Consider the following 24,966-nt stretch of genomic DNA (forward strand, 5'->3'; position numbering starts at 1 on the left):
TGGCGGGTGTTGGGTCAAAGAATAGGGGACGTACGGACCGGGGGCGGGGCAGCCCCGCCCCCGGCCGTCAGAGCACGGGGCTCAGGAGACGCCCAGCTCCTTGGCGTTGGCCTTGAGGTCCTCCAGGCCACCGCACATGAAGAACGCCTGCTCCGGGAAGTGGTCGAACTCACCGTCGGCGATCGAGTTGAACGCGGCGATGGACTCGTCCAGCGGCACGTCGGAACCGTCGACACCGGTGAACTGCTTCGCGGCGTGGGTGTTCTGCGACAGGAAGCGCTCGATGCGGCGGGCGCGGTGGACGACCAGCTTGTCCTCTTCGCCGAGCTCGTCGATACCGAGGATCGCGATGATGTCCTGGAGGTCCTTGTACTTCTGCAGGATCCCCTTGACGCGCATGGCGGCGTTGTAGTGGTCCTGCGAGATGTAACGCGGGTCCAGGATGCGGGACGTCGAGTCCAGCGGGTCGACCGCCGGGTAGATGCCCTTCTCCGAGATCGGACGCGACAGAACGGTCGTGGCGTCCAGGTGGGCGAAGGTGGTCGCCGGGGCCGGGTCGGTCAGGTCGTCCGCGGGGACGTAGATCGCCTGCATCGAGGTGATCGAGTGACCACGGGTCGAGGTGATGCGCTCCTGCAGGAGGCCCATCTCGTCGGCGAGGTTCGGCTGGTAACCCACCGCGGACGGCATGCGGCCGAGCAGGGTCGAGACCTCGGAACCGGCCTGGGTGAAGCGGAAGATGTTGTCGATGAAGAACAGCACGTCCTGCTTCTGCACATCGCGGAAGTACTCCGCCATGGTCAGACCGGCCAGGGCCACGCGCAGACGGGTGCCCGGGGGCTCGTCCATCTGGCCGAAGACCAGCGCGGTCTTGTCCAGAACGCCGGAGTCCGCCATCTCGTGGATGAGGTCGTTGCCCTCACGGGTGCGCTCACCGACGCCGGCGAAGACGGAAACGCCCTCGTGCAGCTTGGCCACACGCATGATCATTTCCTGGATCAGAACGGTCTTGCCGACACCGGCACCACCGAACAGACCGATCTTGCCGCCCTTGACGTACGGGGTCAGGAGGTCGACGACCTTCAGGCCCGTCTCGAACATCTCGGTCTTCGACTCGAGCTGGTCGAACGCCGGGGCCTTGCGGTGGATGGACCAGCGCTCGGTGACCTCGGACTCGGCCTCGGGGTCGTTCAGGATCTTGCCCAGGGTGTTGAACACCCGGCCCTTGGTGACGTCGCCGACGGGGACGGTGATGCCGTCGCCGGTGTCGGTCACGGCGGCCTGGCGGACCAGGCCGTCGGTGGGCTCCATGGCGATGGCGCGAACCATGCCCTCGCCCAGGTGCTGCGCGACCTCGAGCGTCAGGGTCTTCTTCTTGCCGGCCTCGGCCGGGTCGGAGACCTCGACGGTCAGGGCGTTGTAGATCTCCGGCATGGCGTCGACGGGGAACTCCACGTCGACGACCGGGCCGATGACCCGCGCGACGCGGCCCGTCGCCGTGGCCGTCTCAACAGTGGTGGTCATTTATCGGTCACTCCCCGCGGTCGCGTCGGCCAGAGCGCTGGCGCCACCGACGATCTCGCTGATTTCCTGGGTGATGTCGGCCTGGCGGGCCGCGTTGGCAAGCCGCGTGAGCGACTTGATGAGCTCTTCGGCGTTGTCGGTCGCCGACTTCATCGCCCGGCGGCGGGCCGCGTGCTCGGAAGCGGCGGCCTGCAGCAGAGCGTTGTAGATCCGGGACTCGACATACCGCGGGAGCAGTGCGTCGAGCACGCCCTCGTCCGACGGCTCGAAGTCGTACAGCGGAAGGATCTTGTCCTTGACCGCCTCGGACTCCTCGGCCGTCGTCTCCAGGCTCAGCGGCAGCAGCCGCTTGTCGACCGGCGTCTGCGTCATCATCGACACGAATTCCGTGAAGACGATGTGCAGCTCGTCCACGCCGCCCTCGGCCGTGTCCTGCTGGACGGCCTCGATCAGCGGACCGGCGACCTTCTTGGCGTCGGCGTAGGTCGGGCTGTCGGTGAAGCCCGTCCACGACTCGACGACCGGACGCTCGCGGAAGCCGTAGTACGCGACGCCCTTGCGGCCGACGATGTACGTGACGACGTCCTTGCCCTCCGCCTTCAGGCGGGTGGTGAGCTGGTCGGCGGCCTTGATCGCGTTGGAGGAGTAGCCGCCGGCCAGACCGCGGTCGCTCGTGATGAGCAGGATCGCGGCCCGGACCGGGTTCTCCACCTCGGTGGTCAGGGCGTGCTTGGTGTTGGAGCCGGTGGCAACCGCGGTCACTGCCCGGGTGAGCTCACTGGCGTACGGAGCGGACGCGGCCACCTTGCGCTGTGCCTTGACGATGCGCGAGGCGGCGATCATCTCCATCGCCTTGGTGATCTTCTTGGTCGCGGAGACGGTCTTGATCCGCCTCTTGTAGACCCGGAGCTGGGCACCCATGCTCAGCCCTCGCCCAGCAGCTTGCCGTCCGAGGTCTCGAACTGCTGCTTGAAGGACGCGATGGCGTCACCCGTGGCCGTCAGGGTGTCGTCCGACATCTTGCCGCCCTCGCGGATCGACGTCATCAGGCCCTTGTGCTCACGGTGCAGGTAGTCCAGCAGCTCGCGCTCGAAGCGGCGGATGTCCTCGACCGGAACGTCGTCCATCTTGCCGGTGGTGCCGGCCCAGATGGAGACGACCTGGTCCTCGGTGGAGTACGGAGCGTACTGGCCCTGCTTCAGCAGCTCGACCATGCGCTTGCCGCGCTCCAGGGCGGCCTTGGAGGCCGCGTCCAGGTCGGAGCCGAAGGCGGCGAACGCCTCGAGCTCGCGGTACTGGGCGAGGTCCACACGGAGGCGGCCGGAGACCTGCTTCATGGCCTTGTGCTGGGCGGAGCCACCGACACGGGAGACCGAGATACCGACGTTCAGCGCGGGGCGCTGACCGGCGTTGAAGAGGTCCGACTCCAGGAAGCACTGGCCGTCGGTGATGGAGATGACGTTGGTCGGGATGAACGCCGACACGTCGTTCGCCTTGGTCTCGACGATCGGCAGACCGGTCATCGAACCGGAGCCCATCTCGTCGGAGAGCTTGGCGCAGCGCTCCAGCAGACGCGAGTGCAGGTAGAAGACGTCACCCGGGTAGGCCTCACGGCCCGGCGGGCGGCGCAGCAGCAGGGAGACGGCGCGGTAGGCGTCGGCCTGCTTCGAGAGGTCGTCGAAGACGATCAGGACGTGCTTGCCCTGGTACATCCAGTGCTGGCCGATGGCCGAGCCGGTGTACGGGGCGAGGTACTTGAAGCCGGCCGGGTCGGACGCCGGGGCGGCGACGATCGTCGTGTACTCCAGGGCGCCGGCCTCCTCCAGCGCGCCGCGCACGGACGCGATGGTGGAGCCCTTCTGGCCGATGGCGACGTAGATGCAGCGGACCTGCTTCTTCGGGTCGCCCGAGCGCCAGTTGTCGCGCTGGTTGATGATCGTGTCGACGGCCAGCGCGGTCTTGCCGGTCTGACGGTCACCGATGATCAGCTGACGCTGGCCACGGCCGACCGGGGTCATCGCGTCGACGGCCTTGTAGCCGGTCTCCATCGGCTCGTGGACCGACTTGCGGACCATGACGCCGGGGGCCTGCAGTTCGAGGGCGCGGCGGCCCTCGGTCGCGATCTCGCCGAGGCCGTCGATCGGGTTGCCCAGCGGGTCGACGACGCGGCCGAGGTAGCCCTCGCCGACCGCGACGGAGAGCACCTCACCGGTGCGCTGCACCGGCTGGCCCTCCTCGATGCCGCTGAACTCGCCGAGGACGACCGCACCGATCTCGCGCTCCTCGAGGTTGAGGGCGAGACCGAGGGTGCCGTCCTCGAACCGCAGCAGCTCGTTCGCCATGGCCGAGGGAAGACCCTCGACCTTAGCGATGCCGTCGCCGGCAACGCTGACCGTACCGACCTCCTCGCGCGAGGCCGCGTCCGGCTTGTACGCCTGGACAAAGTTCTCCAGTGCGTCCCGGATCTCCTCCGGCCGGATCGTGAGCTCCGCCATCTGGGTTCCCTGCTCTCCTTGTTGGGCCCGAAGTAATTCTGGGGGGTCTGGGGACTGTCCCCCAGAGGACACCGTCGGCCCAACTCGGGCCGTCAGTACATGCTCTTGAGTTGGTGGCTGGTCAGCCGGCCATCCGGCGGCCCGCCTCCGCGAGCCGGTCCGCGATGGTGCCGTTGATGACCTCGTCGCCGATCCGCACCTGGATGCCGCCGAGGACCTCGGGGTCGACGTCCAGGTTGACGTGAACACGCCGCCCGTACAGCTTGGCGAGCGCGTCACCGAGGCGCTGCTTCTGCTGGTCGCTCAGCGGCACCGCCGAGATGACCTCCGCGACCATGCGGTCCCGTCGGTCCGCGGCCAGCTTGGAGAGGGCGTTCAGCCCACCTTCCAGGCTACGGCCACGCGGCGCGGACACCAGTCGGACGACCAGGCGCTCGGTGACCGGGTTGGCCCGGCCGCCCAGCAGCTCGCGCACCAGGGCCGCCTTGGCGGACCGGTCCGCGACCTTGTCGGTCAGCGCGGCGCGCAGCTCGGAGTTCGAGGCGACGATCCGGCCGAAGCGGAACAGCTCGTCCTCGACGTCGTCCAGGTCGCCGGCACGCTCGGCCGCGATGAGGTCGGCGCCGGCCGCCAGCTCCTCGATCGCGTCGACCAGGTCGCGCGAGCGGGACCAGCGGGAGCGGACCATGCCCGCCACCAGGTCGGCGCACTCGTCGCCGACCTGGCCGCCCAGCAGGCGCCGGGCCAGCTCGGCCTTGGCCTCGCCGGACTGCGCCGGGTCGGTCAGGACCCGACGCAGCGACACCTCGCGGTCGAGCAGCGCGGTGACGGCCGCGAGCTCGTCGGCGAGCTTGGCCACGTCCACGGACGTGCCCGCCGCCAGCGCGTCGAGGCTCTCACGTGCGGAGGCGAAGGCCTCCCGGCTCGCTCCGCTCATCGGGTGGCCTCGGCCTTCGTCACATCGGCCGACTTGTCCTCGAGCGCGTCGAGGAAGCGGTCGATGGTCCGGCTCTGGCGGGCCGAGTCCGCGAGGGACTCGCCGACGATCCGGCCGGCCAGGTCGATGGCCAGCTGGCCGACGTCCTGGCGCAGCGTGGCCGCGGCGGCCTTGCGGTCGGCCTCGATCTGGGCGTGGCCGGCAGCGATGATCTCCTCACGCTGCCGCTGTCCCTCGGACCGCATCTCGGCGATCAGCGCGACGCCCTGCTCCTGCGCCTCCTGACGCAGACGCGCGGCCTCGTGGCGGGCGTCGGCCAGCTGTGCCCGGTAGTCCTCGAGCACCTGCTGCGCCTCGGTCTGGGCCGCGGCGGCCTTCTCCATGCCACCCTGGATGGCTGCCCGGCGCTCGTCCAGAACCTTGTTGATGTTCGGGAGGAGCTTCTTGCCGAGGAAGAAGAAGACGATGGCAAAGGCGATCAGACCGATGACAAGCTCTGGGATCGGCGGGAGGAGGGGGTTCTCCAGCTCCCCCTCGGACGCCAGCAGGGCGTTCACATCAGTGCCTTTCGTCGAAACAAGTGGTCGTCAGGCCGCGATCAGGCAGACGGGTAGACGAACGGCATGACCAGACCGATCAGGGCGAGCGCCTCACAGAAGGCGAAGCCGAGGATCTGGTTGGCGCGGATCAGGCCGGCCGCCTCGGGCTGGCGGGCCAGCGCCTGGGTGCCGTTACCGAAGACGATGCCGACGCCGACGCCGGGGCCGATCGCGGCGAGGCCGTAGCCGATCGAGCCCAGGTTGCCCTTGATCTCGACACCAGCGGCGATGGTCTGGAGAGCAGCAGACATGCTCGTTCTTCCTTCTCTTTCACGGACCGGTGGGGGTTGGCCACCGGACGATTGTTGGACTGGGCAGGCGAGGTGCTCAGTGGTGCTCGGCGAGCGCGCCCTGGATGTAGTTCGTGGCCAGCAGGACGAAGACGTACGCCTGGACGGCCTGGATGAAGAGCTCGAAGCCCGTCATGATGACGGTCATCACGAAGGAGACACCGGCGTAGGCGATGCCGATGCCGTTCAGCAGGTACCAGCTGGCGATGGTGAACATCAGGATCAGCAGGTGGCCGGCGAACATGTTCGCGAAGAGCCGGACGGCGTGGGTGAACGGCCGGACCAGCACGTTCGAGAAGAACTCCAGGATCACGGCCAGCGGGAGAACGCCACCGAGCGACTTGTCGTAGCCGGTGATGTTCTTCAGACCGCCGACGAAGCCGTGGCGCTTGAAGGTCAGGTACATCCACATGACGTAGACGATCAGCGCGAGCGCTGCCGGGAAGGCGATGATCGAGGTCACGGGGAACTGGGCGACCGGGATGATCGACCAGAGGTTCATGATCCAGACGAAGAAGAACAGCGAGACCATGAAGGGGACGTACTTCTCGCCCTCCTTCTTGCCCAGCGCCTCGTAGACGATGCCCCGGCGGACGAAGTCGTAGCCCGCCTCACCGACCATCTGGAGCTTGCCCGGGACCACCTTGGCCTTGCCGAACGCCGCCCAGAAGAAGCCGATGACGATGACCGTGGTCAGCACGGCCAGCAGCATCGGCTTGTTGAAGTCGAAGCCGCCAATGCTGAAGATCGGCTCAAAGAGGAACGAGTGGAGGCCTGGGGCCGGGAAGCCGCACCCATCGAAGATGTGGCAATCGGTCTCGAAGGCGAGCAGCGTCTGGTCAGCACTCACCGCGAGCTCCTTCAGCGTGGCGCATAGGTACGGCAACCTCGTTGTGTCGGCGCGGCGCACAGCCGCGGAACGGCACTGGACTGGTCTTGCGGATGGGGGGGCAGGTGATCGGCGCGGAACCGATCGGCGTAAGCGGCATCAGCTGCATGGACCGCCGATCGCGTCCCGGGAATCTCGGGAGTTCAGCCGCCTGCGCCCACTGTGCCTCAGATGGCACCGGACGATAGCAGGTGAGCACGCGAGCACTTATCCCGGGCCTACCTGTCACGACGGAGACCCGGCGGGCGCGGAGTTCTTCGCGTCGGCGGAATCCGGATCGACATAAAAGATCTTGGCCTTCATGTACGCCCGCGTCTGGGCAGCGGTCCACACGAGGACGGCGGCCAGGAGGGCGAAGGCGAAGGCGCGGGTATTGAACAGCGACGTGTCCCGGAAGACCGCGAGAACGACGGCGGAGATCAGGAACTGGGTCACATAGAGCACCAGGCCCATGGCCTGGAACAGATGCGGGAACGACTTGGCGGTCCGCTGGAGGACGAACAGGCCCATGGCCATGATCCCGCCCCCCACGGCGGTGCCGACGGCGGCACCGATTCCCCCCTTGCCACCGGCGAGCACCGAGCCGGCGACGACGGCGACCACGCCGGCGAGGGCGGTCGGGACGGCGCACTGCAGAAGTGTTCGGGCGTCGTTGGACTGCATGAAGGGTTTCTCCGGCGAAGTCGGAAGCAACGATTCGTCGTGGACGAGCGTATCCCCGGGAGTGAGGCACAGCTCGCCACGAAGGACCGCCGCACCACGGCCCTTCGGCTCTATCACTCGGGTTTCGTGAACGGTATCACAAACTATTTGATGAGGTCTTTACCTACATCGTGTGCCGCACGTCACACGCACGGGTCAATTCGCTGGTCATGGGGCTGACGGAGCCCTGAATTCTCTGCTATGCGGCCTTGCCGGAAGAGGATTTTCCGCCGCCCTAGGAGACCTTCCGGGTGTGCGCGAAGCGCGACCGGTCCCCGACGGCCGTCGCCCCGTGCAGGCCCGCCGGCACGGGCTCCCGGCGCTCCCCCGGACCGGCGGTAACCGGCTCCGCGGCGGGCGCGGGCACGGCCTTGCGGCGGTAGCGCGGCGGGACGAACCGCTCGGCCCAGCGCGGGGCGCGCGGGGTGAAGCGCGGCATCAGCAGCAGCACCAGGCCGACCGCGCTGAGCACCACGACCAGCAGCAGGATCCAGACGCTGGCGGAGTTCACGGAATAGGCCACCGCACCGAAAGCGATCAGGGCCGACCAGAAATACATGATCAATACCGCTCGGCTGTGCGAGTGGCCGATTTCCAGCAGCCGGTGGTGCAGATGTCCCCGGTCCGCCGCGAACGGCGACTGCCCCTTCCAGGTGCGCCGCACGATCGCCAGCAGCAGGTCCGCCACCGGCACCGCGATCACGGTCAGCGGCAGCAGCAGCGGAATGTAGACCGGCACCGTGGCGTGCACCGCCGCCCGCTCGGATCCCGCCCACAGCTTGAGCGCGTCCGGGTCCACCTGGCCGGTGATCGAGATCGCGCCGGCCGCCAGGACCAGCCCGATGAGCATCGAGCCGGAGTCGCCCATGAAGATCCGGGCGGGGTGCATGTTGTGCGGCAGGAAGCCCAGGCACATGCCCATCAGGATCGCGGCGAAGAGCGTCGCGGGGGCGGCCGCCTCCAGACCGTGCCCGAACCACATCCGGTAGGCGTACATGAAGAACGCGGCCGCCGCGATGCACACCATGCCCGCGGCCAGGCCGTCCAGGCCGTCGACGAAGTTCACCGCGTTGATGGTGATCACCACCAGCGCGACGGTCAGCAGCGTGCCCTGCATCGGGGTCAGGGAGACCGTGCCCACGCCGGGCACGGGGATGAAGAGGATCGTCAGGCCCTGCAGCACCATCACACCGGCGGCGATCATCTGCCCGCCGAGCTTGACCAGCGCGTCCACGCCCCACTTGTCGTCCAGCACGCCCAGCAGCCAGATCAGGCCCGCGCCCGACAGCAGCGCCCGTGGCTCGTTGGACAGCTCGAAGACGTGCTTGAGGTTGGACAGGTGCGCGGCCACCAGCAGTCCCGCGCACAGCCCGCCGAACATCGCGATACCGCCGAGCCGGGGCGTGGGCTCCCGGTGCACGTCGCGCGCGCGGATCTCCGGCATGGCGCCGGCCAGGATCGCGAACTTCCGCACCGGGCCCGTCAGGAGATAGGTGACCGCCGCGGTGACGCACAACGTCAGCAGGTATTCACGCACGGGCTGCCCCAGGGATCGCGCCGGACATCACAGCCTCACACCATATTCGCGTCCGCCCCGGAACCGTGAATGCGGTGGAAGACGGTCACCGCCTCCCGCCGGTTCCAAATGATCACATGTGGGAGCGATACGGGGGGAAGTTTCCGGCCAGCGCCGCCACCTCCGCGCGCACCTCGCCGTCCCCGCGCTCCGCGCGCAGCGCCGCCCCCATGAGCGATGCCACACGGACCATCTCCGCCTCCCCCATGCCCTGGGTGGTCAGGGCCGCCGTGCCCAGCCGCAGGCCGCGTGCGCCGCCCCGGGCGAGGCCGCAGGTGTCCAGGACGATCCCGGCCGCGGCGAGCCGCCTGCGGGCCGTGGCGCCGTCCAGGGCGAGCGGCGCGGCGTCCACGGTGATCAAGTGCGTGTCGGTGCCTCCCGTGGCGATGAGGAGCCCCTGACCGGCCAGCGCGGCGGCCAGCGCGCGGGCGTTGGCGACCACCTGATGGGCGTACGCCGTGAACGCGGGCGTCGCCGCCTCCCCGAAGGCGACGGCCTTCGCCGCGACGGTGTTCATCTGCGCGCCGCCCTGGGTGAGCGGGAAGACCGCCCGGTCGATCCGCTCGGCCAGCCGGGCCCCGCACAGGATCAGCCCGCCGCGCGGCCCGCGCAGCACCTTGTGGGTGGTGGCGCAGACCACGTCGGCGTACGGGACGGGGCTGGGCGCCGCTCCCCCGGCGACCAGGCCGATGGGGTGGGCCGCGTCCACGACGAGGTACGCGCCGACCTCGTCGGCGATCTCGCGGAAGGCCGCGTAGTCGGGGTGCCGGGGGTAGGAGATCGAGCCGCAGACGATGGCCCGGGGCATGCGGTCGCGGGCCAGGACGCGCAGCTGGGCGTAGTCGATGAGGCCGGTGTCCTCGTGCAGCCCGTAGCCGGCGAAGTCGAACCAGCGGCCCGAGAAGTTGGCCGGGGAGCCGTGGGTGAGGTGGCCGCCGTGCCGCAGGGACAGCGCCAGCACGGTGTCGCCGGGATGCAGCAGCGCGGCGTAGGCGGCCAGCACGGCGGCGGTGCCGGAGTGCGGCTGGACGTTGGCGTGCTCGGCGCCGAAGAGGGCCTTGGCCCGGTCGGTGGCGATGCGCTCGGCGAGGTCGACGAGCTCGCAGCCGCCGTGGTGGCGGGCGCCGGGATAGCCCTCGGCGTACTTGTTGGTCAGCGGCGAGCCGAGGGCGGCCAGGACGGCGGGAGAGGTGAAGTTCTCGGCGGCGACGAGCTGGAGACCGGTCGCCTGGCGCTCGGCCTCGGCCAGCAGCAGCCCGGCCAGCTCGGGGTCCTGGTGCCGCAGCGCCTCGAAGCCGTTTCCCCAGGCGGGGTGCGACCGTTGCTGCTCCCCGCGCACGGGGGCGCCGGCGCCCCGCGGGGGTGTGTGGGTGACGGGCATCGCTGCCTCCGGGCTGTGCGGCGCGATGGTCTCAGCACCCACTGTAGGCCCGGGTCGGCGCGCCCGCAGGGGACCGCCGGGGTGGCTCAGGAGCGGGCCGGGACTCCCGTGAGGGCGGTGACGACCGGGTCGAGGGCCTGGTTGATCTCGTCACCGATGGAGCGGAAGAACGTGATGGGGGCGCCGTAGGGGTCGTGGACCTCGTCGGCCTCGGCGTTGGGCGCCAGCAGCCAGCCGCGCAGGGCGGCGGCGGCCTGCACCAGGGCACGGGCGCGCTCGACCACTCCGCCGGCCCGCTCGGGGTCCGGCAGCGTCGCCGGGTCTATGGCCCGTACCAGCCGGGTGAACTCCTTCAGCGTGAAGGTGCGCAGCCCCGCCGAGTGGCCCATGGAGATGACCTGGGCGCGGTGGTCGCGGGTGGCGGTCAGGACCAGGTCGGCGCGGATGACGTGCTCGTCCAGCAGCTCACGGCCGGTGAAGCCGTGCGCGTCGGCGCCGAAGTCGGCGAGGACGGTGGCGGCGTGGGCCTCCATGGGGGCGCCCTCGTGGCCCCAGGTGCCGGCGCTCTCCACCACCAGGCCGCCCGCCGTGGGGTCGCCGAGGCGATGCGCGAGGGCATGCCGGGTCAGCCGCTCGGTGATGGGCGAGCGGCAGACGTTGCCGGTGCTGACGTGGAGGATGCGGAAAGTGTCGGTGGTGGTGTCCGGTCCCGCTATGCCACGCCCCTGCGGGGCGATCAATTGGCCACCTCGAGCTCGGGTACCACCTCGCGGAGCTGCTCGGCGCTGATGGCGCCGGCGCGCAGCAGGACGGGCACCTTGCCGGTGACGTCCACGATGGAGGACGGCACGTCGGCCGGGGTGGGGCCGCCGTCGAGGTAGACGGAGACGGAGTCGCCGAGCATCTCCTGCGCGGCGTCGCAGGTCTGCGGGGCCGGGTGGCCGGTGAGGTTGGCGCTGGAGACGGCCATGGGGCCGAACTCGGTCAGCAGCTCGATGGCGACCGGGTGCAGGGGCATGCGCACGGCGACGGTGCCGCGGGTCTCGCCCAGGTCCCAGGTCAGCGACGGCTGGTGCTTGGCGACGAGGGTGAGCGCGCCGGGCCAGAAGGCGTCGACGAGCTCCCAGGCCTGCTCGGAGAAGTCCGTGACCAGCCCGTGCAGGGTGTTCGGGGAGCCGACGAGGACGGGCGAGGGCATGCCCCGCCCCCGGCCCTTGGCCTGCAGGAGGTCGCCGACGGCCTCGCGGCTGAAGGCGTCCGCGCCGATGCCGTACACGGTGTCGGTGGGCAGCACGACCAGCTCGCCGCGGCGCACCGCTGCGGCCGCCTCGCGCAGACCGGTCTTGCGGTCGGTCGCGTCGCTGCAGTCGTATCGCCGTGCCATTTAACGCGCCTCCTGGGTCGGTGTCTGGTGTCGTGCGACGGCCGGGGCTGCCGGGGCCGTCACGGCATCGCCTTGCGGGCGGTGGCGAAGCGGGGCCGGTTGTTCAGGTCGGGGTGGTCGGCCGCGTCGGCCCAACCCCGCTCCTCGGTGAAGATCCACGGCACCTGGCCGCCCTGGGTGTCGGCGTGCTCGATGACGACGACGCCGCCGGGGCGCAGCAGGCGGTGCGCGGTGCGCTCCAGGCCGCGGATGGTGTCGAGGCCGTCCTCGCCGGAGAACAGCGCGAGCTCCGGGTCGTGGTCGCGGGCCTCGGGGGCGACGTACTCCCACTCGGTGAGCGGGATGTACGGCGGGTTGGAGATGACCAGGTCGACCTGGCCGTCGAGCTCGGGCAGGGCCGCGAGCGCGTCGCCGTGGTGCAGCTGGACGCGGGAGCCCTCGACGTTCTTGCGGGCCCAGCTCAGGGCGGTCTCGTCGAGCTCGACGGCGTGCACCCGCGAGCGCGGCACCTCCTGGGCCAGGGCCAGGGCGATGGCGCCGGAGCCGGTGCACAGGTCCACGATGAGGGGCTCGACGACGTCCATGGCCCGGACGGCGTCTATGGCCCAGCCGACGACCGACTCGGTCTCCGGGCGGGGCACGAAGACGCCGGGGCCGACCTGGAGCTCGAGGTACCGGAAGAAGGCGCGGCCGGTGATGTGCTGGAGCGGCTCGCGCGCCTCGCGGCGGGCCACGGCCTCCCAGTAGCGGGCGTCGAAGTCGGCGTCCTTGACGTTGTGCAGCTCGCCGCGCTTGACGCCGTGCACGAAGGCGGCCAGCTCCTCCGCGTCGAAGCGCGGGGACGGTACGCCGGCGTCGGCCAGCCGCTGAGTGGCTTGCGCCACCTCTGCTAGCAGCAGGTTCACGTTGTTCCTCTCGCGTCGGCGCCCCGGTTGTCCGCGCTTGCCGGACGGGCTCGGTTCTTCAGCACCCGGTCGATCGCACTCGGGTCAGCCCGCGGCGGCGAGCTTGGCGGCCGAGTCGGCGTCGACGCACGCCTGGATCACGGGATCCAGCTCGCCGTCGAGCACCTGGTCCAAGTTGTACGCCTTGAACCCCACGCGGTGGTCCGAAATGCGGTTCTCGGGGAAGTTGTAGGTGCGGATCTTCTCGGAGCGGTCGACGGTGCGGACCTGGCTGCGGCGGGCGTCGGCGGCCTCGGCCTCGGCCTTCTCCTGGGCAGCGGCCAGCAGGCGCGAGCGCAGGATGCGCAGGGCCTGCTCCTTGTTCTGGAGCTGGCTCTTCTCGTTCTGGCAGGAGGCGACGACACCGGTGGGCAGGTGGGTGATGCGCACGGCCGAGTCGGTGGTGTTGACGGACTGGCCGCCGGGGCCCGAGGAGCGGTAGACGTCGATCCGCAGGTCGTTCATGTTGATCTCGACCTCGACCTCCTCCGCCTCGGGCGTGACGAGCACGCCCGCCGCGGAGGTGTGGATGCGGCCCTGGGACTCGGTGGCGGGCACGCGCTGGACGCGGTGGACGCCGCCCTCGTACTTCAGCCGGGCCCAGACGCCCTGGCCGGGCTCGGTGGCGCCGTTGCCGCCCTTGGTCTTCACCGCGACCTGGACGTCCTTGTAGCCGCCCAGCTCGGACTCGGTGGAGTCGATGATCTCGGTCTTCCAGCCGACGCGCTCGGCGTAGCGCAGGTACATGCGCAGCAGGTCGCCGGCGAACAGGGCCGACTCGTCGCCGCCCGCGCCCGCCTTGATCTCGAGGATGACGTCCTTGTCGTCGCTGGGGTCGCGCGGGACCAGCAGCAGCCGCAGCTTCTCGGTGAGCGCCTCGCGCTGCTTGTCCAGCTCCTTGACCTCGGCGGCGAAGTCGGGGTCGTCGGCGGCCAGCTCGCGCGCGGTCTCGATGTCGTCCCCGGCCTGCTTCCAGGAGCGGTACGTGCCGACGATCGGGGTCAGCTCGGCGTAGCGCTTGTTGAGCTTGCGTGCGTTGGCCTGGTCCGCGTGCACGGCGGGGTCGGCGAGCCGCTTCTCGAGGTCGGCGTGCTCACCGATCAGTTCCTCGACTGCCTCGAACATCGATTTTCCCTAGCTGCTGGAGGTGACGGGCCTGGCGGGCCTCGCGGCCTGCTGGACGACAAAGCGCCGGTCCGGTCGCCCAGCCGGGGCTGGGCGACCGAGGACCGGCGCCTGCGGGTCGCTACTTCTTGGCCGACCCGGCGGTCTTGCCGAAGCGGGCCTCGAACCGCGCCACACGGCCACCGGTGTCGAGGATCTTCTGCTTGCCCGTGTAGAACGGGTGGCACTCGGAGCACACGTCGGCACGGATGGTGCCGTCGGCGACGGTGCTACGGGTGGTGAACGAGGCGCCACAGGTGCAGCTGACCTGCGTCTCGACGTACTCCGGGTGGATGTCGCGCTTCAAGGGGTTCTCCTAGGTTCGGGAGGGCACCGGGTCGTAGAGGCGGGATTGCCTTACGTGAACCGGGGCCGACGTACCAGTCTGCCAGTACTGGCCGTATCCCCCAAAACGGGGGGCCGGGGCCGGGTATTCCCGGGGGTCACTTCACCACGCCGTCGGCTTCCGCCCCGGCCTCGCGGCTCTCCTTGAGGGCGGCCTCGGGGATCTCGTCGTCGTTCCGCAGGGCCCGCCAGACCTGGTCGGCCTGCTCGGTGACCGGCACCACGCGGTCGGCGTCGCGGGGGTCGGCGCCGACCGGGAGGGTCACCATGCTCATGTCGTCGGAGCCGATGCCCTTGAGGCCGCTGGCGAAGCCGTAGAGCTTGTTCACCGAGTTCAGGTCGCGGTCGGTGGTGAGGGCCTTGGTGGCGGTGTCGGCGATGCCGTAGAGCTTGGTGGGGCTGGTGAAGATCCCGACGGACTTCACCTGGTCCAGCAGCGCCTTGATGAAGGCCTGCTGGAGCTTGATCCGGCCGAGGTCGCTGCCGTCGCCGACGGCCTTGCGGGTGCGGACCAGGCCGAGGGACTGCTCGCCGTCGAGCTTGTGGGTGCCGGCCTCGAGATCGAGGTGGCTCGACTTGTCGTGGATCGCCTTGGTGGTGGTGACCTCGACCCCGCCCAGCTTGTCGATGAGCTTCTGGAAGCCGGCGAAGTCGACCTCCAGATAGTGGTCCATCCGGATGTCGGTCATGGCCTCGACGGTCTTGACCGTGCAGACGGCGCCGCCGATGGAGTACGCCTCGTTGAACTGCGCCCGCCGGACCGCCGGGCTGGTCTTGCCCCCGGTCGTGGTGCACTCGGGGCGGGGGACCATGGTGTCGCGCGGGATGGAGACGACGCTGGCCTTCTTGTGACCCGCGTAGACGTGGACGATCATCGCGGTGTCGGAGCGGGAGCTGCCCTCGTCCCGGCCGTACTTGCCGTTGGCGCCGGCGCGGGAGTCGGAGCCGAGGACGAGGATGTCCTGGGAGCCGTTGTCGACGTTGTCCGGGCGGTTCTTGCCCAGGGCGGCGTTGATGTCGACGCTGTGCAGGTTGCCGTTGAGCTTGAAGTAGACGAACCCGAGTCCGGCGCCGCCGGTGAGCACGACCGCGGCCGCGCTCCAGGCGGCTATTCGCCGGCCCTTGCGGCGCACGGGCGGCTTGCGGCGCCGCCCCCGGCCGCCGCCGGACCCGGCGCCTGCCCTGCCGCCGGCACGACGGCGGTGCGATCCGCCCCGCGGGCTCCTGCTGTCGTCGGCCATGCGCTCCTCAGTCCTTGTCGTCTGACGTGCCCCCTGCTGGTTGACGGGGAAGTCTGCGCCAGGGTTGCACAGCGGATTCTGAGGACGGTCTTAGGAAAGCCGCGCCCAGCCGACCGCCCATATCGCCGCGCCTACCCCCGCGACCTGCGATTTCGGCCATTGCGGGGGCATTCATTCCGGCCATTTGCGGACGGGTCGGCTGTGGCGGATGTCTCAAAAGGTCACGGAAAGATCACGATGTGGGGCGGGTGCGCGCACGATCGCGGACCGGGCCGGCGCCGAACGACGAACCCTCCCCGTCACGGGTGTGACGGGGAGGGTTCTCAGTGCCGTGGGATGCGGATCAGTCGTTGCCGTTGCCCGAGGAGGGCGTGGTCTTGGCGATCTGCATCAGGAACTCGGCGTTGGACTTCGTCTGCTTCATCTTGTCCAGAAGCAGCTCGATGGCCTGCTGCGAGTCGAGCGCGTGCAGCACCCGGCGGAGCTTCCAGACGATCGCCAGCTCGTCGGCGCCCAGGAGGATCTCCTCCTTGCGGGTGCCGGACGGGTCGACGTCCACGGCCGGGAAGATGCGCTTGTCGGCGAGCTTCCGGTCGAGCTTGAGCTCCATGTTGCCGGTGCCCTTGAACTCCTCGAAGATCACCTCGTCCATGCGCGAGCCGGTCTCGACCAGCGCGGTGGCCAGGATGGTCAGCGAGCCGCCGTCCTCGATGTTGCGCGCGGCACCGAAGAACTTCTTCGGCGGGTAGAGCGCGGTCGAGTCGACACCACCGGACAGGATGCGGCCCGAGGCAGGGGCGGCCAGGTTGTAGGCGCGGCCCAGACGGGTGATCGAGTCCAGCAGGACGACCACGTCGTGACCCAGCTCCACGAGGCGCTTGGCGCGCTCGATGGCCAGCTCGGCGACGGTGGTGTGGTCCTCGGCCGGGCGGTCGAAGGTCGAGGAGATGACCTCGCCCTTGACCGACCGCTGCATGTCGGTGACCTCTTCCGGACGCTCGTCGACCAGGACGACCATCAGGTGGCACTCGGGGTTGTTGGTGGTGATCGCGTTGGCGATCGCCTGCATGATCATGGTCTTACCGGTCTTCGGCGGGGCCACGATCAGACCGCGCTGGCCCTTGCCGATGGGGGCGACCAGATCGATGATCCGGGTCGTCAGCACGCCCGGGTCGGTCTCCAACCGCAGGCGGTCCTGCGGGTAGAGCGGGGTGAGCTTGTTGAACTCGGGGCGCCCGCGGCCGGATTCGGCCGACATGCCGTTGGCCGAGTCAAGACGGACAAGGGCGTTGAACTTCTCGCGCCGCTCGCCGTCCTTCGGCTGACGGACCGCACCGGTGACGTGGTCACCCTTGCGCAGGCCGTTCTTGCGGACCTGGGCCAGGGAGACGTAGACGTCGTTCGGGCCCGGCAGGTAGCCGGAGGTCCGGATGAAGGCGTAGTTGTCGAGGATGTCCAGGATGCCCGCGACCGGGATCAGGACGTCGTCCTCGGAGACCTGCGGCTCGCCCGCGAAGTCCTCGCGGCCACGACGGCCACGACGGTCGCGGTAGCGGCCACGACGGCCGCGACGGCCGCCCTCGAAGTCGTCCTCGTCCTGCGGGCCGCCCTGGGGGGCGCGGTCGCCGCGCTGCTGGCGGTCGCCCTTCTGCCCGGCGTCGCCGTCACGGCCGCCACGGCGGTCGCGGTCGCGGTCGCGCTGGCCGCGCTCGGCGCGCTCCCCGCGCTCCCGGCGCTCGCCCTTCTGGCCGCGCTCGGCGCGGTCCTGGCGCTCGCCGCCCTTGGCGGCCTTGCCCTCGGCGGTGTCCACGGCGGCCTCGGCCTTGGCCTCGGCGCGCTCCTCGGTGCGGACGTCGGTCCGCTCCTCGGCGCGGGCCTCGGCGGCGGCCGGCTCGGGGCTGCCCGCAGCCGCGGTGGCACGCCGGCGGCGGCGCTCGCCGGCCGGGGCCTCGTCGCTGCTCGGCTGGCCCGGGATCTCGATCTGCTGCTGGGCGGCGGCCTTCTCGGCCGGCTTCTCGGCAGCGCTCTCGCCCGTACGGGTCCTGGAGGTCGCACGGCGCTTGGGCTTGGTCTCGGCGGCCTCCGCGGCAGCCGGGGCCTCGGCCTTGGCGGGAGCGGCGCCGCCGCCGGCCTGCCTCTCCTTGATGACCTCGATCAGCTGGCCTTTACGCATCCGCGCGGTGCCCTTGATACCGAGGCCGGAAGCGAGCTGCTGGAGCTCTGCCAGGACCATGGCGTCGAGGCCCGTGCCCGAACGGCGCCGCTTGGGGGCGGTGGCAGCACCGGTGGCAGGCGCGGCGGGAGCGTCCGTGGCGGGCGCGGAGGCATTACCGGCGGCGCCGGCGTTCACGCCCATCAGATCGGTGGTGTCGCTCACGAAGGGGTCCTTCCCTGGAGCGGGCGTCGGCCTGTCTGGCTCGGCGACCGGTTGTGCTGTCCGGCTGCGGTCCTGATCTTTCGGACCGGGCCGGGGCGGTGGTCCGCCGGTTGTTGCGGCGGAGGAATCAGTGCATTGGTGCCGGCGTGAAGAATGAGGGAAGGGCACGACATAACGCTTCACTCATGTCGCCCACGCCGATTCCGGAGCGTGCTCGCAACTGCTCAGGCAGGCTGCTCAGGCAGTTGGGGAGGCTCCCGGAAGAAAAGCGGTCCCTGATCGGGACACGTAGCACCGAGCCGAAGTGGCTTCGAGTGCAGACTTGAGGTTAACACTACCGGATCCCACAAACATTCCCCCTCTCCAAGACCGGCAACCGCGTTTTTCGTGGGCCCGGGCTCCCCCGGACGCCACTGGTCAGGCGAGCGGCAGCACGCTCGTCCCCCCGGCGTCGAGAGTCAGCCGATTGGCCGCCCACCCCTCGCCCGCCAGCCGTGCGACCTTGTCGGCCGCACCGTTCTCGACCAGCGCGAGCACCGTGGGCCCCGCGCCGGAGATGACCGCGGGCACCCCGTCCGCCCGCAGTCGGTTGACCAGGGCCACGCTCTCCGGCATCGCCGGAGCGCGGTATTCCTGGTGGAGCCGGTCCTCGGTGGCCGGCAGCAGCAGCTCGGGGCGCCTGGTCAGGGCCTCGACGAGCAGCGCCGCGCGCCCCGCGTTGGCGGCCGCGTCCACATGGGGGACGCTGCGCGGCAGCAGTCCGCGCGCGGTTTCGGTCAGTACGGGTCTCGACGGCACGAAGACCACCGGAACGATGGAATCCGCAGGGTCCATCCGAATGGCCCGGGCGACCCCGGACTCCATCCAGGCGAGGGTGAATCCGCCGAGCAGGCAGGCGGCGACGTTGTCGGGGTGGCCCTCGATCTCGGTGGCCAGCTCCAGCATGGCCGCGTCGTCGAGCTTCTCGGCCCCGCCTATGGTCACCGCGCGGGCGGCGACGATGCCCGCGCAGATGGCCGCGGAGGAGGAGCCCAGGCCCCGCCCGTGCGGAATGCGGTTGGCGCAGACGACCTCGAGGCCGCGCGGCTGGCCGCCGAGCAGGTCGAAGGTGGTGCGCAGGGACCGTACGAGGAGGTGACTCTCATCGCGCGGGAGGGTGTCGGCGCCCTCCCCGGCGATGTCGATGTGCAGCCCGGATTCCGCCACCCGGACCACGACATCGTCGTATAGACCCAGGGACAGGCCGAGGGCGTCGAAGCCGGGACCGAGATTTGCGCTGGTGGCGGGGGTGCGCACTCGGACGGCGGCGGCGCGGAACGCGGGACCGGCCATCGCTCGATGACTCTCCTTGGTGTGGCCGTGGTTGATGGCGTGCAACATCCGCAAGGGCCGCGACGGCGATACCGCGTGGGGGCGGCACGGTCTGCGACGGGGCGGAGTGTGCACAGCCTATCGAAGGAAGGTTCAGTGGCGACATAGGGCGCACAGGAGGCGCACGATGCGTGTCGCACGGCTACCTGTGCATCTGTCGGGTTTGCGACGCCTTGCGGGCGGCGGCCCGCCGGGGTTGCGGGCCGGGCCGCCGCCCGGTCGTGGGCAATCGTTCCGCTGGGCGGAACGATTGCGCACAACCCCGACGACGGCCCGCACCCGGGCGGCTAGACCAGCCCCAGCTGCTGCGCAGCAACCCCGGCATCCACCGGCACGGTGAGCGGCTGCGGAGCCCCCGCCACCGCCCAGTCCGGGTCCTTGAGCCCGTTCCCGGTGACCGTGCAGACGATCCGCTGACCCGGATCCACCAGCCCGGCCTCCGCCGCCTTGAGCAGCCCGGCGACGCTCGCCGCCGACGCCGGCTCCACGAAGACGCCCTCCTGCGAGGCCAACAGCCGGTACGCGGCGAGGATCTGTCGGTCGGTCACCTCGTCGATGAGGCCGCCCGACTCGTCCCGCGCCTCCTCGGCGAACCGCCAGGAGGCGGGGTTGCCGATGCGGATGGCGGTGGCGATGGTGTGCGGGTCCTTCACGGGCTCGCCGCGCACGATCGGCGCCGAACCGGAGGCCTGGAAGCCCCACATGCGGGGGGTGCGGGCGGCGATGCCGTCCGCCGCGTATTCGCGGTAGCCCCGCCAGTAGGCGGTGATGTTGCCCGCGTTGCCCACCGGCAGGACGTGGATGTCCGGCGCGTCGCCCAGGGCGTCGACGATTTCGAAGGCGGCGGTCTTCTGCCCCTCGATACGTACCGGGTTGACCGAATTGACCAGCGCCACGGGGTAGTTCTCGGACAGCCCGCGGGCGAGCGTGAGGCAGTCGTCGAAGTTGCCGTCGACCTGGAGGATGCGCGCGCCGTGGACCAGGGCCTGGCCCATCTTGCCGAGCGCGATCTTGCCCTGCGGCACGAGAACGGCGCAGACCATTCCGGCGCGTACGGCGTAGGCCGCGGCGGAGGCGGACGTGTTGCCCGTGGAGGCGCAGATGACGGCGCGCGCTCCCTCTTCCTTCGCCCGGGTGATGGCCATGGTCATGCCGCGGTCCTTGAAGGACCCGGTGGGGTTGGCGCCCTCCACCTTGAGGTGGACCTCGCAGCCCGTGCGCTCGGAGAGCACCTGGGCGGGGACGAGCGGCGTGCCGCCCTCGCGCAGGGTGACGACCGGCGTGTCGGCGGTGACCGGAAGGCGGTCGCGGTATTCCTCGATGATGCCGCGCCACTGGTGGGTGCCGGGGCGGCTGATGTTGGCAGACATTGCTTTCGTAATCCCCTTACTCGCCTTACTCGCCCTCGACCCGCATGATGCTCGCGACGCCGCGGACCGTCTCCAGCCCGCGCAGCTTGTCGACCGTCGCCGAGAGGGCGGCGTCGGCCGCCCGGTGGGTGACCACGACGAGGGACGCCTCGCCGTCCTTGCCCGTCTGGCGGACCGTGTCGATGGAGACGCCGTGCTCGGCGAAGACCGTCGCGACCTGGGCCAGGACACCCGGCTTGTCGGCCACGTCGAGGCTGATGTGGTAGCGCGTGACCACGTCGCCCATCGGGCTCACCGGCAGCCGGGTGTAGGCGGATTCACCCGGTCCGGTCGCCTCGGCGAGCTTGTTGCGGCAGACGGCGACGAGGTCGCCGAGGACCGCGGAGGCGGTCGGCGAGCCGCCCGCCCCGGGGCCGTAGAACATCAGCTGACCCGCTGCCTCGGCCTCGATGAACACGGCGTTGTAGGCCTCGCGCACGGAAGCGAGCGGGTGGCTGAGCGGGATCATGGCCGGGTGCACGCGGGCGGTGACGGACTGCCCGTCCGCGGCACGCTCGCAGATGGCCAGCAGCTTGATGGTGCAGCCCATCTGCTTCGCGGAAGCGAAGTCCGCGGCGGTGACCTCGGTCATGCCCTCGCGATAGACGTCGTCGAGGCGTACCCGGGTGTGGAAGGCGATCCCGGCGAGGATCGCGGCCTTGGCGGCGGCGTCGAAGCCCTCGACGTCGGCGGTCGGGTCGGCCTCGGCGTAGCCGAGCGCGGTGGCCTCGTCGAGCGCCTCGGAGTAGCCGGCCCCGCTGGAGTCCATCTTGTCGAGGATGAAGTTCGTGGTGCCGTTGACGATGCCCAGCACCCGGTTGACCTTGTCGCCGGCGAGGGACTCGCGCAGCGGCCGGACCAGCGGGATGGCGCCGGCGACGGCGGCCTCGTAGTAGAGGTCCGCGCCGTGCTGCTCGGCGGCGGCGTGCAGCGCGGCGCCGTCCTGGGCGAGCAGCGCCTTGTTGGCCGAGACGACGCTGGCCCCGTGCTCGAAGGCGGTGGTGATCAGGTTGCGCGCGGGCTCGATGCCGCCGATGACCTCGATGACCACGTCGATGTCACCGCGTTTGACCAGCGCGGTGGCGTCGGTGGTGATCAGCTCGGCGGGCACGCCCTCACGCACCCGGTCGGGGCGGCGCACGGCGATCCCGGCGAGCTCGACCGGCGCTCCGACGCGCTGCGCGAGGTCATCCGCGTGCGTCGTCATGATGCGCGTCACCTCAGAGCCGACCACTCCACAGCCCAGCAGCGCCACCTTCAGCGGACGCGTACGCATCATCCGACCTCGTTTCTCATTACATCTACGGTGGTTAACAGTCTCACTCACTGGACGGGGGATTCCTCCCCCGGTCCAGCATTCGAGACTTGTTTTTTCTGTTTTCCGTCAGCCGACGTCGAGACGGAGAAGGTCTTCTTCCGTCTCCCGCCGGACGATCACTCGCGCCTCACCGTCGGTGACCGCGACCACCGGCGGGCGCAGCGCGTGGTTGTAGTTGCTCGCCATCGAGCGGCAGTACGCACCGGTGGCCGGCACGGCGAGCAGGTCGCCGGGCGCGACGTCGGCGGGCAGGAACGCGTCGCGCACGACGATGTCACCGGACTCGCAGTGCTTGCCCACGACGCGCGTGAGCATCGGCTCGGCGGTGGAGGTGCGGGAGGCCAGCGCGACGGAGTAGTCGGCGTCGTACAGCGCGGTACGGATGTTGTCGGACATGCCGCCGTCGACGCTGACGTACGTCCGCAGGCCCGGCAGTTCCTTGACCGTGCCGACCTCGTAGAGCGTGAAGGCGGTCGGGCCGACGATCGCGCGGCCCGGCTCGACGGAGATCCGCGGCACGGCCAGGCCCGAGGCCGCGCACTCGCGGGTGACGATGTCGCGCAGCGCGGCGGCGATCTCGCGCGGCTCGCGCGGGTCGTCGTCGGGGGTGTACGCGATGCCGAGGCCGCCGCCCAGGTCGATCTCGGGCAGCTCGATGCCGTGCTCGTCGCGGACCTCGGCGAGCAGTTGAACGACGCGGTGGGCCGCGACCTCGAAGCCGGACGTGTCGAAGATCTGCGAGCCGATGTGGGAGTGGATGCCGATGAGCTCCAGCCCGTCGAGCTTCAGCGCCCGGCGCACGGCCTCGGCCGCCTGCCCGCCGGCGAGCGGAAGGCCGAACTTCTGGTCCTCGTGGGCGGTGGCGATGAACTCGTGGGTGTGCGCCTCGACGCCGACCGTCACCCGGATCTGTACGCGCTGGCGCTTGCCGAGCCGCTCGGCGATGTGCGCGACGCGCACGATCTCCTGGAAGGAGTCGAGGACGATCCGCCCGACGCCCGCCTCGACGGCGCGGGTGATCTCCTCGGTGGACTTGTTGTTGCCGTGCAGGGCGATGCGCTCGGCGGGCATGCCGGCGTCGAGGGCGGTGGCCAGCTCGCCGCCCGAGCAGACGTCGAGGTTGAGGCCCTCCTCGTGCAGCCAGCGCACGATGGCGCGGGAGAGGAAGGCCTTGCCCGCGTAGAAGACGTCGGCGTCGGGCCCGAAGGCGTCGCGCCAGGCGCGGCAGCGCGCGCGGAAGTCGTCCTCGTCGAGGAAGTAGGCCGGCGTCCCGAACTCCTCGGCGAGCTGCTTGACGCCGATCCCGCCGACGGTGACGACGCCCTCGGCGTCGCGGTCGACGGTACGGGACCACACGCGCGCGTCGAGCGCGTTGAGGTCGGCGGGCGGCGCGGTGTAGTGACCTTCAGGAAGGACGTCGGCGTAACGGGGCCCGGCGGGGTGGGCGGAGCGGCTCATGGTGGCGATCCCCTTTTACAGATGTACGGGTGCGGTGATGCCGAGCTGGTTCAGGCCGTCGGCGAGCACCTTGCCCGTGGCCTCGGCGAGGGCCAGGCGGGCTCGGTGGACGACCGAGGGTTTCTCGTCCCCGCGCGGCAGCGTGGGACAGTCGGCCTGCCACCGCAGAAAGGCGTCGGCGACCCGCTCGAGATGCCGGGCGAGTCGCTCGGGGGCGCGCGTGGAGCTCACGCGGGAGTGGTCGCCGAGGGCGGCGAGCAGCGGCGCGGCGCTCGCGTCGGGAAGGTCGGCCGGTGCGGCGTCGAACCCGAGGCCGGCCGCGTTGCGTACGAGGGCGTGGGTACGGGCGTGGGCGTACCGGACCCGGAAGAGGGGGTTGGCCTCCCGCTGGACGAGCAGCAGGTCCCGGTCCAGCCCGGGCGGAGCGAGCAGGGCCCACCGCGCGGCGTCGGAGCCGAGCCGGGCGACGAGGGCGGGGCCGGGGCTGAGCGGAAGGGGCTCGCCGCGGAGTTCGCCGCCGAGCACGTCGCGGACGATCCCGGCACCCGCGTCCCCCGCGAGGGTGATGTTGAGGAAGCCGGGCCCGGCGATGTCGACGCGGGCGATGCCGGGCAGGCCGGCGAGCCGCCGCCGGAGCACCTCGGCGACCTCGCGGGCGGGCCGGCCGGTCTCCTGGGCGACGCGCAGGGCGACGTTGGTGGCGTAGTCGCCGCACCCCGGCCGCGGCGGAACCCGCACGCTGACCCGCTCCGGCACGACGGCGGGCAGCTCGTCCGCCTCGACGGCGCGGCGCACGGTGTGCAACACGGTGCGGGTGAGATCGGCGGGGGTCACAGGGCAAGCCTAGGGGAGAGGATGCCCCGGTCCGCGAACCGGTTTCACCCTGCGGGACGGACGACGGGCTCGGGATCCCCCGGAGCCCCCTCCCCCTCCGGCCGGCCCACCAGCCTCCGCACGAGCCGCACCATCTCCGCCGGCTCGAAGGGCTTCGCCAGGAACGCGTCCACGCCCGCGGACCGCCCGCTCTCCTCCTGGAACTGGGTGCAGGCACTGATGATCGCGACCGGGATGTCCCGCGTCCGCGCGTCGGCCCGCAGCCGCGCCGCCGTCCGCAGCCCGTCCAGCCGGGGCATCACCACGTCCAGGGTCACGACGTCGGGACGTACCCGGTGCACGATCTCCAGACACTCGGCACCATCGGCCGCGGTCACGACCTCGAAGCCTTCGAGCTCGAGGTTGACCCTGATCAACTGCCGGATGACCTTGTTGTCGTCCACAACAAGGACCCGGCCGGACAAGCCAGGCACACCCCGAGAGTAGGCGCGCCCCCGCCCCGCCGTCCGGCTTTTCCCCACTTCCACCCCGCCCGAGCGACCTCCCCGCCCCTCCCCGCCCCCGATTCGATCACCGTTGCCGTCCACCCGCCCGAAGCTGGTAGTGTTCTACCCGTCGCCGCGAGCGAAAGCCGCCGGACGATACGCCCCCGTAGCTCAGGGGATAGAGCAACGGCCTCCGGAGCCGTGTGCGCAGGTTCGAATCCTGCCGGGGGCACTTCGATTGAA

The 24,966-nt window shown here is 70.7% G+C and carries 23 protein-coding genes and 1 tRNA gene; 1 reads left to right on the plus strand and 23 read right to left on the minus strand.

What is annotated here, in order from left to right; genetic code table 11:
* Positions 1-81 precede the first annotated feature (81 nt).
* The 23 genes from atpD to IE295_RS10360 all read right to left on the minus strand — a co-directional run bounded on the left by atpD (position 82) and on the right by IE295_RS10360 (position 24,804).
* The gene (gene atpD, locus IE295_RS10250) at positions 82-1,524 is read right to left on the minus strand and encodes a F0F1 ATP synthase subunit beta (protein WP_190063245.1); all 1,443 of its coding nucleotides are present in this window, start codon (positions 1,522-1,524) and stop codon (positions 82-84) included.
* Positions 1,525-2,445: a F0F1 ATP synthase subunit gamma gene (locus tag IE295_RS10255; RefSeq protein ID WP_190063246.1), complete on the minus strand. Its 921-nt coding sequence runs from the start codon at positions 2,443-2,445 to the stop codon at positions 1,525-1,527.
* 2 nt (positions 2,446-2,447) lie between these two features.
* Positions 2,448-4,019 (minus strand): F0F1 ATP synthase subunit alpha, encoded by a 1,572-nt coding sequence (atpA, locus tag IE295_RS10260; protein ID WP_190063247.1) that lies wholly within the window; start codon positions 4,017-4,019, stop codon positions 2,448-2,450.
* Between the two features lie 121 nt (positions 4,020-4,140).
* Positions 4,141-4,956, minus strand: a complete 816-nt coding sequence (locus IE295_RS10265; protein ID WP_190063248.1) for a F0F1 ATP synthase subunit delta — start codon at positions 4,954-4,956, stop codon at positions 4,141-4,143.
* Positions 4,953-5,513 carry a F0F1 ATP synthase subunit B gene (locus IE295_RS10270; protein ID WP_190063249.1) on the minus strand — a complete coding sequence of 187 codons (561 nt, stop codon included), beginning with the start codon at positions 5,511-5,513 and terminating at the stop codon, positions 4,953-4,955. Before IE295_RS10270 ends, IE295_RS10265 begins: the two co-directional genes overlap by 4 nt.
* Before the next feature lie 41 nt (positions 5,514-5,554).
* Positions 5,555-5,806: an ATP synthase F0 subunit C gene (gene atpE / locus IE295_RS10275; RefSeq protein ID WP_087926250.1), complete on the minus strand. Its 252-nt coding sequence runs from the start codon at positions 5,804-5,806 to the stop codon at positions 5,555-5,557.
* Between the two features lie 76 nt (positions 5,807-5,882).
* Positions 5,883-6,695 (minus strand): F0F1 ATP synthase subunit A, encoded by an 813-nt coding sequence (atpB, locus tag IE295_RS10280; RefSeq protein WP_190063250.1) that lies wholly within the window; start codon positions 6,693-6,695, stop codon positions 5,883-5,885.
* Between the two features lie 264 nt (positions 6,696-6,959).
* Complete coding sequence (locus tag IE295_RS10285) at positions 6,960-7,397, minus strand: Cg1360 family ATP-synthase-associated protein (RefSeq protein WP_190063251.1); 438 nt, start codon at positions 7,395-7,397, stop codon at positions 6,960-6,962.
* Positions 7,398-7,671: 274 nt separating this feature from the next.
* On the minus strand, positions 7,672-8,973 hold the full coding sequence (locus IE295_RS10290; RefSeq protein WP_190063252.1) for an MraY family glycosyltransferase: 1,302 nt from the start codon (positions 8,971-8,973) through the stop codon (positions 7,672-7,674).
* A gap of 112 nt (positions 8,974-9,085) precedes the next feature.
* A complete protein-coding gene (glyA, locus tag IE295_RS10295) occupies positions 9,086-10,393 on the minus strand; it encodes a serine hydroxymethyltransferase (protein WP_190063253.1) in 1,308 nt (435 codons plus the stop codon).
* A gap of 86 nt (positions 10,394-10,479) precedes the next feature.
* Positions 10,480-11,133 (minus strand): arsenate reductase/protein-tyrosine-phosphatase family protein, encoded by a 654-nt coding sequence (locus tag IE295_RS10300; protein ID WP_190063254.1) that lies wholly within the window; start codon positions 11,131-11,133, stop codon positions 10,480-10,482.
* A complete protein-coding gene (locus IE295_RS10305) occupies positions 11,130-11,777 on the minus strand; it encodes an L-threonylcarbamoyladenylate synthase (protein WP_190063255.1) in 648 nt (215 codons plus the stop codon). Before IE295_RS10305 ends, IE295_RS10300 begins: the two co-directional genes overlap by 4 nt.
* A 59-nt stretch (positions 11,778-11,836) precedes the next feature.
* Positions 11,837-12,682 (minus strand): peptide chain release factor N(5)-glutamine methyltransferase, encoded by an 846-nt coding sequence (gene prmC / locus IE295_RS10310; RefSeq protein ID WP_190063256.1) that lies wholly within the window; start codon positions 12,680-12,682, stop codon positions 11,837-11,839.
* An 84-nt stretch (positions 12,683-12,766) separates the two neighbouring features.
* Positions 12,767-13,846 carry a peptide chain release factor 1 gene (prfA, locus tag IE295_RS10315; RefSeq protein WP_190063257.1) on the minus strand — a complete coding sequence of 360 codons (1,080 nt, stop codon included), beginning with the start codon at positions 13,844-13,846 and terminating at the stop codon, positions 12,767-12,769.
* A 121-nt stretch (positions 13,847-13,967) separates the two neighbouring features.
* Complete coding sequence (gene rpmE, locus IE295_RS10320) at positions 13,968-14,192, minus strand: 50S ribosomal protein L31 (RefSeq protein WP_086573283.1); 225 nt, start codon at positions 14,190-14,192, stop codon at positions 13,968-13,970.
* 136 nt (positions 14,193-14,328) lie between these two features.
* The gene (locus IE295_RS10325; RefSeq protein WP_190063258.1) at positions 14,329-15,471 is read right to left on the minus strand and encodes an LCP family protein; all 1,143 of its coding nucleotides are present in this window, start codon (positions 15,469-15,471) and stop codon (positions 14,329-14,331) included.
* A 343-nt stretch (positions 15,472-15,814) separates the two neighbouring features.
* Positions 15,815-17,848, minus strand: coding sequence for a transcription termination factor Rho (gene rho / locus IE295_RS10330; RefSeq protein ID WP_190063259.1), 2,034 nt, complete (start codon positions 17,846-17,848; stop codon positions 15,815-15,817).
* Between the two features lie 417 nt (positions 17,849-18,265).
* Positions 18,266-19,180, minus strand: coding sequence for a homoserine kinase (thrB, locus tag IE295_RS10335; RefSeq protein ID WP_190063260.1), 915 nt, complete (start codon positions 19,178-19,180; stop codon positions 18,266-18,268).
* Between the two features lie 326 nt (positions 19,181-19,506).
* Positions 19,507-20,577 (minus strand): threonine synthase, encoded by a 1,071-nt coding sequence (thrC, locus tag IE295_RS10340; protein ID WP_190063464.1) that lies wholly within the window; start codon positions 20,575-20,577, stop codon positions 19,507-19,509.
* Between the two features lie 37 nt (positions 20,578-20,614).
* Entirely contained in the window at positions 20,615-21,907 is a 1,293-nt protein-coding gene (locus IE295_RS10345; RefSeq protein WP_190063261.1) for a homoserine dehydrogenase, read from the minus strand.
* 105 nt (positions 21,908-22,012) lie between these two features.
* Complete coding sequence (gene lysA, locus IE295_RS10350) at positions 22,013-23,404, minus strand: diaminopimelate decarboxylase (RefSeq protein WP_190063262.1); 1,392 nt, start codon at positions 23,402-23,404, stop codon at positions 22,013-22,015.
* A 15-nt stretch (positions 23,405-23,419) separates the two neighbouring features.
* A complete protein-coding gene (nrtL, locus tag IE295_RS10355; protein ID WP_190063263.1) occupies positions 23,420-24,238 on the minus strand; it encodes an ArgS-related anticodon-binding protein NrtL in 819 nt (272 codons plus the stop codon).
* Between the two features lie 44 nt (positions 24,239-24,282).
* Positions 24,283-24,804, minus strand: coding sequence for a response regulator (locus IE295_RS10360; RefSeq protein WP_372478819.1), 522 nt, complete (start codon positions 24,802-24,804; stop codon positions 24,283-24,285).
* 79 nt (positions 24,805-24,883) lie between these two features.
* Here IE295_RS10360 and IE295_RS10365 point away from each other — a divergent pair.
* Positions 24,884-24,955, plus strand: a tRNA-Arg gene (locus IE295_RS10365).
* The last annotated feature ends 11 nt before the right edge of the window (positions 24,956-24,966 follow it).

Source organism: Streptomyces griseocarneus (genome assembly GCF_014655595.1).
GTDB classification, from domain to species: domain Bacteria; phylum Actinomycetota; class Actinomycetes; order Streptomycetales; family Streptomycetaceae; genus Streptomyces; species Streptomyces griseocarneus.

Bases quoted from the DNA above. Each gene is read 5' to 3' on its own strand.
- IE295_RS10305 (WP_190063255.1), bottom strand. From the start codon at position 11,777: ATGGCACGGCGATACGACTGCAGCGACGCGACCGACCGCAAGACCGGT.
- IE295_RS10265 (WP_190063248.1), bottom strand. From the start codon at position 4,956: ATGAGCGGAGCGAGCCGGGAGGCCTTCGCCTCCGCACGTGAGAGCCTC.
- IE295_RS10285 (WP_190063251.1), bottom strand. From the start codon at position 7,397: ATGCAGTCCAACGACGCCCGAACACTTCTGCAGTGCGCCGTCCCGACC.
- lysA (WP_190063262.1), bottom strand. From the start codon at position 23,404: ATGAGCCGCTCCGCCCACCCCGCCGGGCCCCGTTACGCCGACGTCCTT.
- atpE (WP_087926250.1), bottom strand. From the start codon at position 5,806: ATGTCTGCTGCTCTCCAGACCATCGCCGCTGGTGTCGAGATCAAGGGC.
- IE295_RS10255 (WP_190063246.1), bottom strand. From the start codon at position 2,445: ATGGGTGCCCAGCTCCGGGTCTACAAGAGGCGGATCAAGACCGTCTCC.
- thrB (WP_190063260.1), bottom strand. From the start codon at position 19,180: ATGGCCGGTCCCGCGTTCCGCGCCGCCGCCGTCCGAGTGCGCACCCCC.
- atpD (WP_190063245.1), bottom strand. From the start codon at position 1,524: ATGACCACCACTGTTGAGACGGCCACGGCGACGGGCCGCGTCGCGCGG.
- glyA (WP_190063253.1), bottom strand. From the start codon at position 10,393: ATGCCCGTCACCCACACACCCCCGCGGGGCGCCGGCGCCCCCGTGCGC.
- IE295_RS10345 (WP_190063261.1), bottom strand. From the start codon at position 21,907: ATGATGCGTACGCGTCCGCTGAAGGTGGCGCTGCTGGGCTGTGGAGTG.
- IE295_RS10325 (WP_190063258.1), bottom strand. From the start codon at position 15,471: ATGGCCGACGACAGCAGGAGCCCGCGGGGCGGATCGCACCGCCGTCGT.
- atpA (WP_190063247.1), bottom strand. From the start codon at position 4,019: ATGGCGGAGCTCACGATCCGGCCGGAGGAGATCCGGGACGCACTGGAG.
- prfA (WP_190063257.1), bottom strand. From the start codon at position 13,846: ATGTTCGAGGCAGTCGAGGAACTGATCGGTGAGCACGCCGACCTCGAG.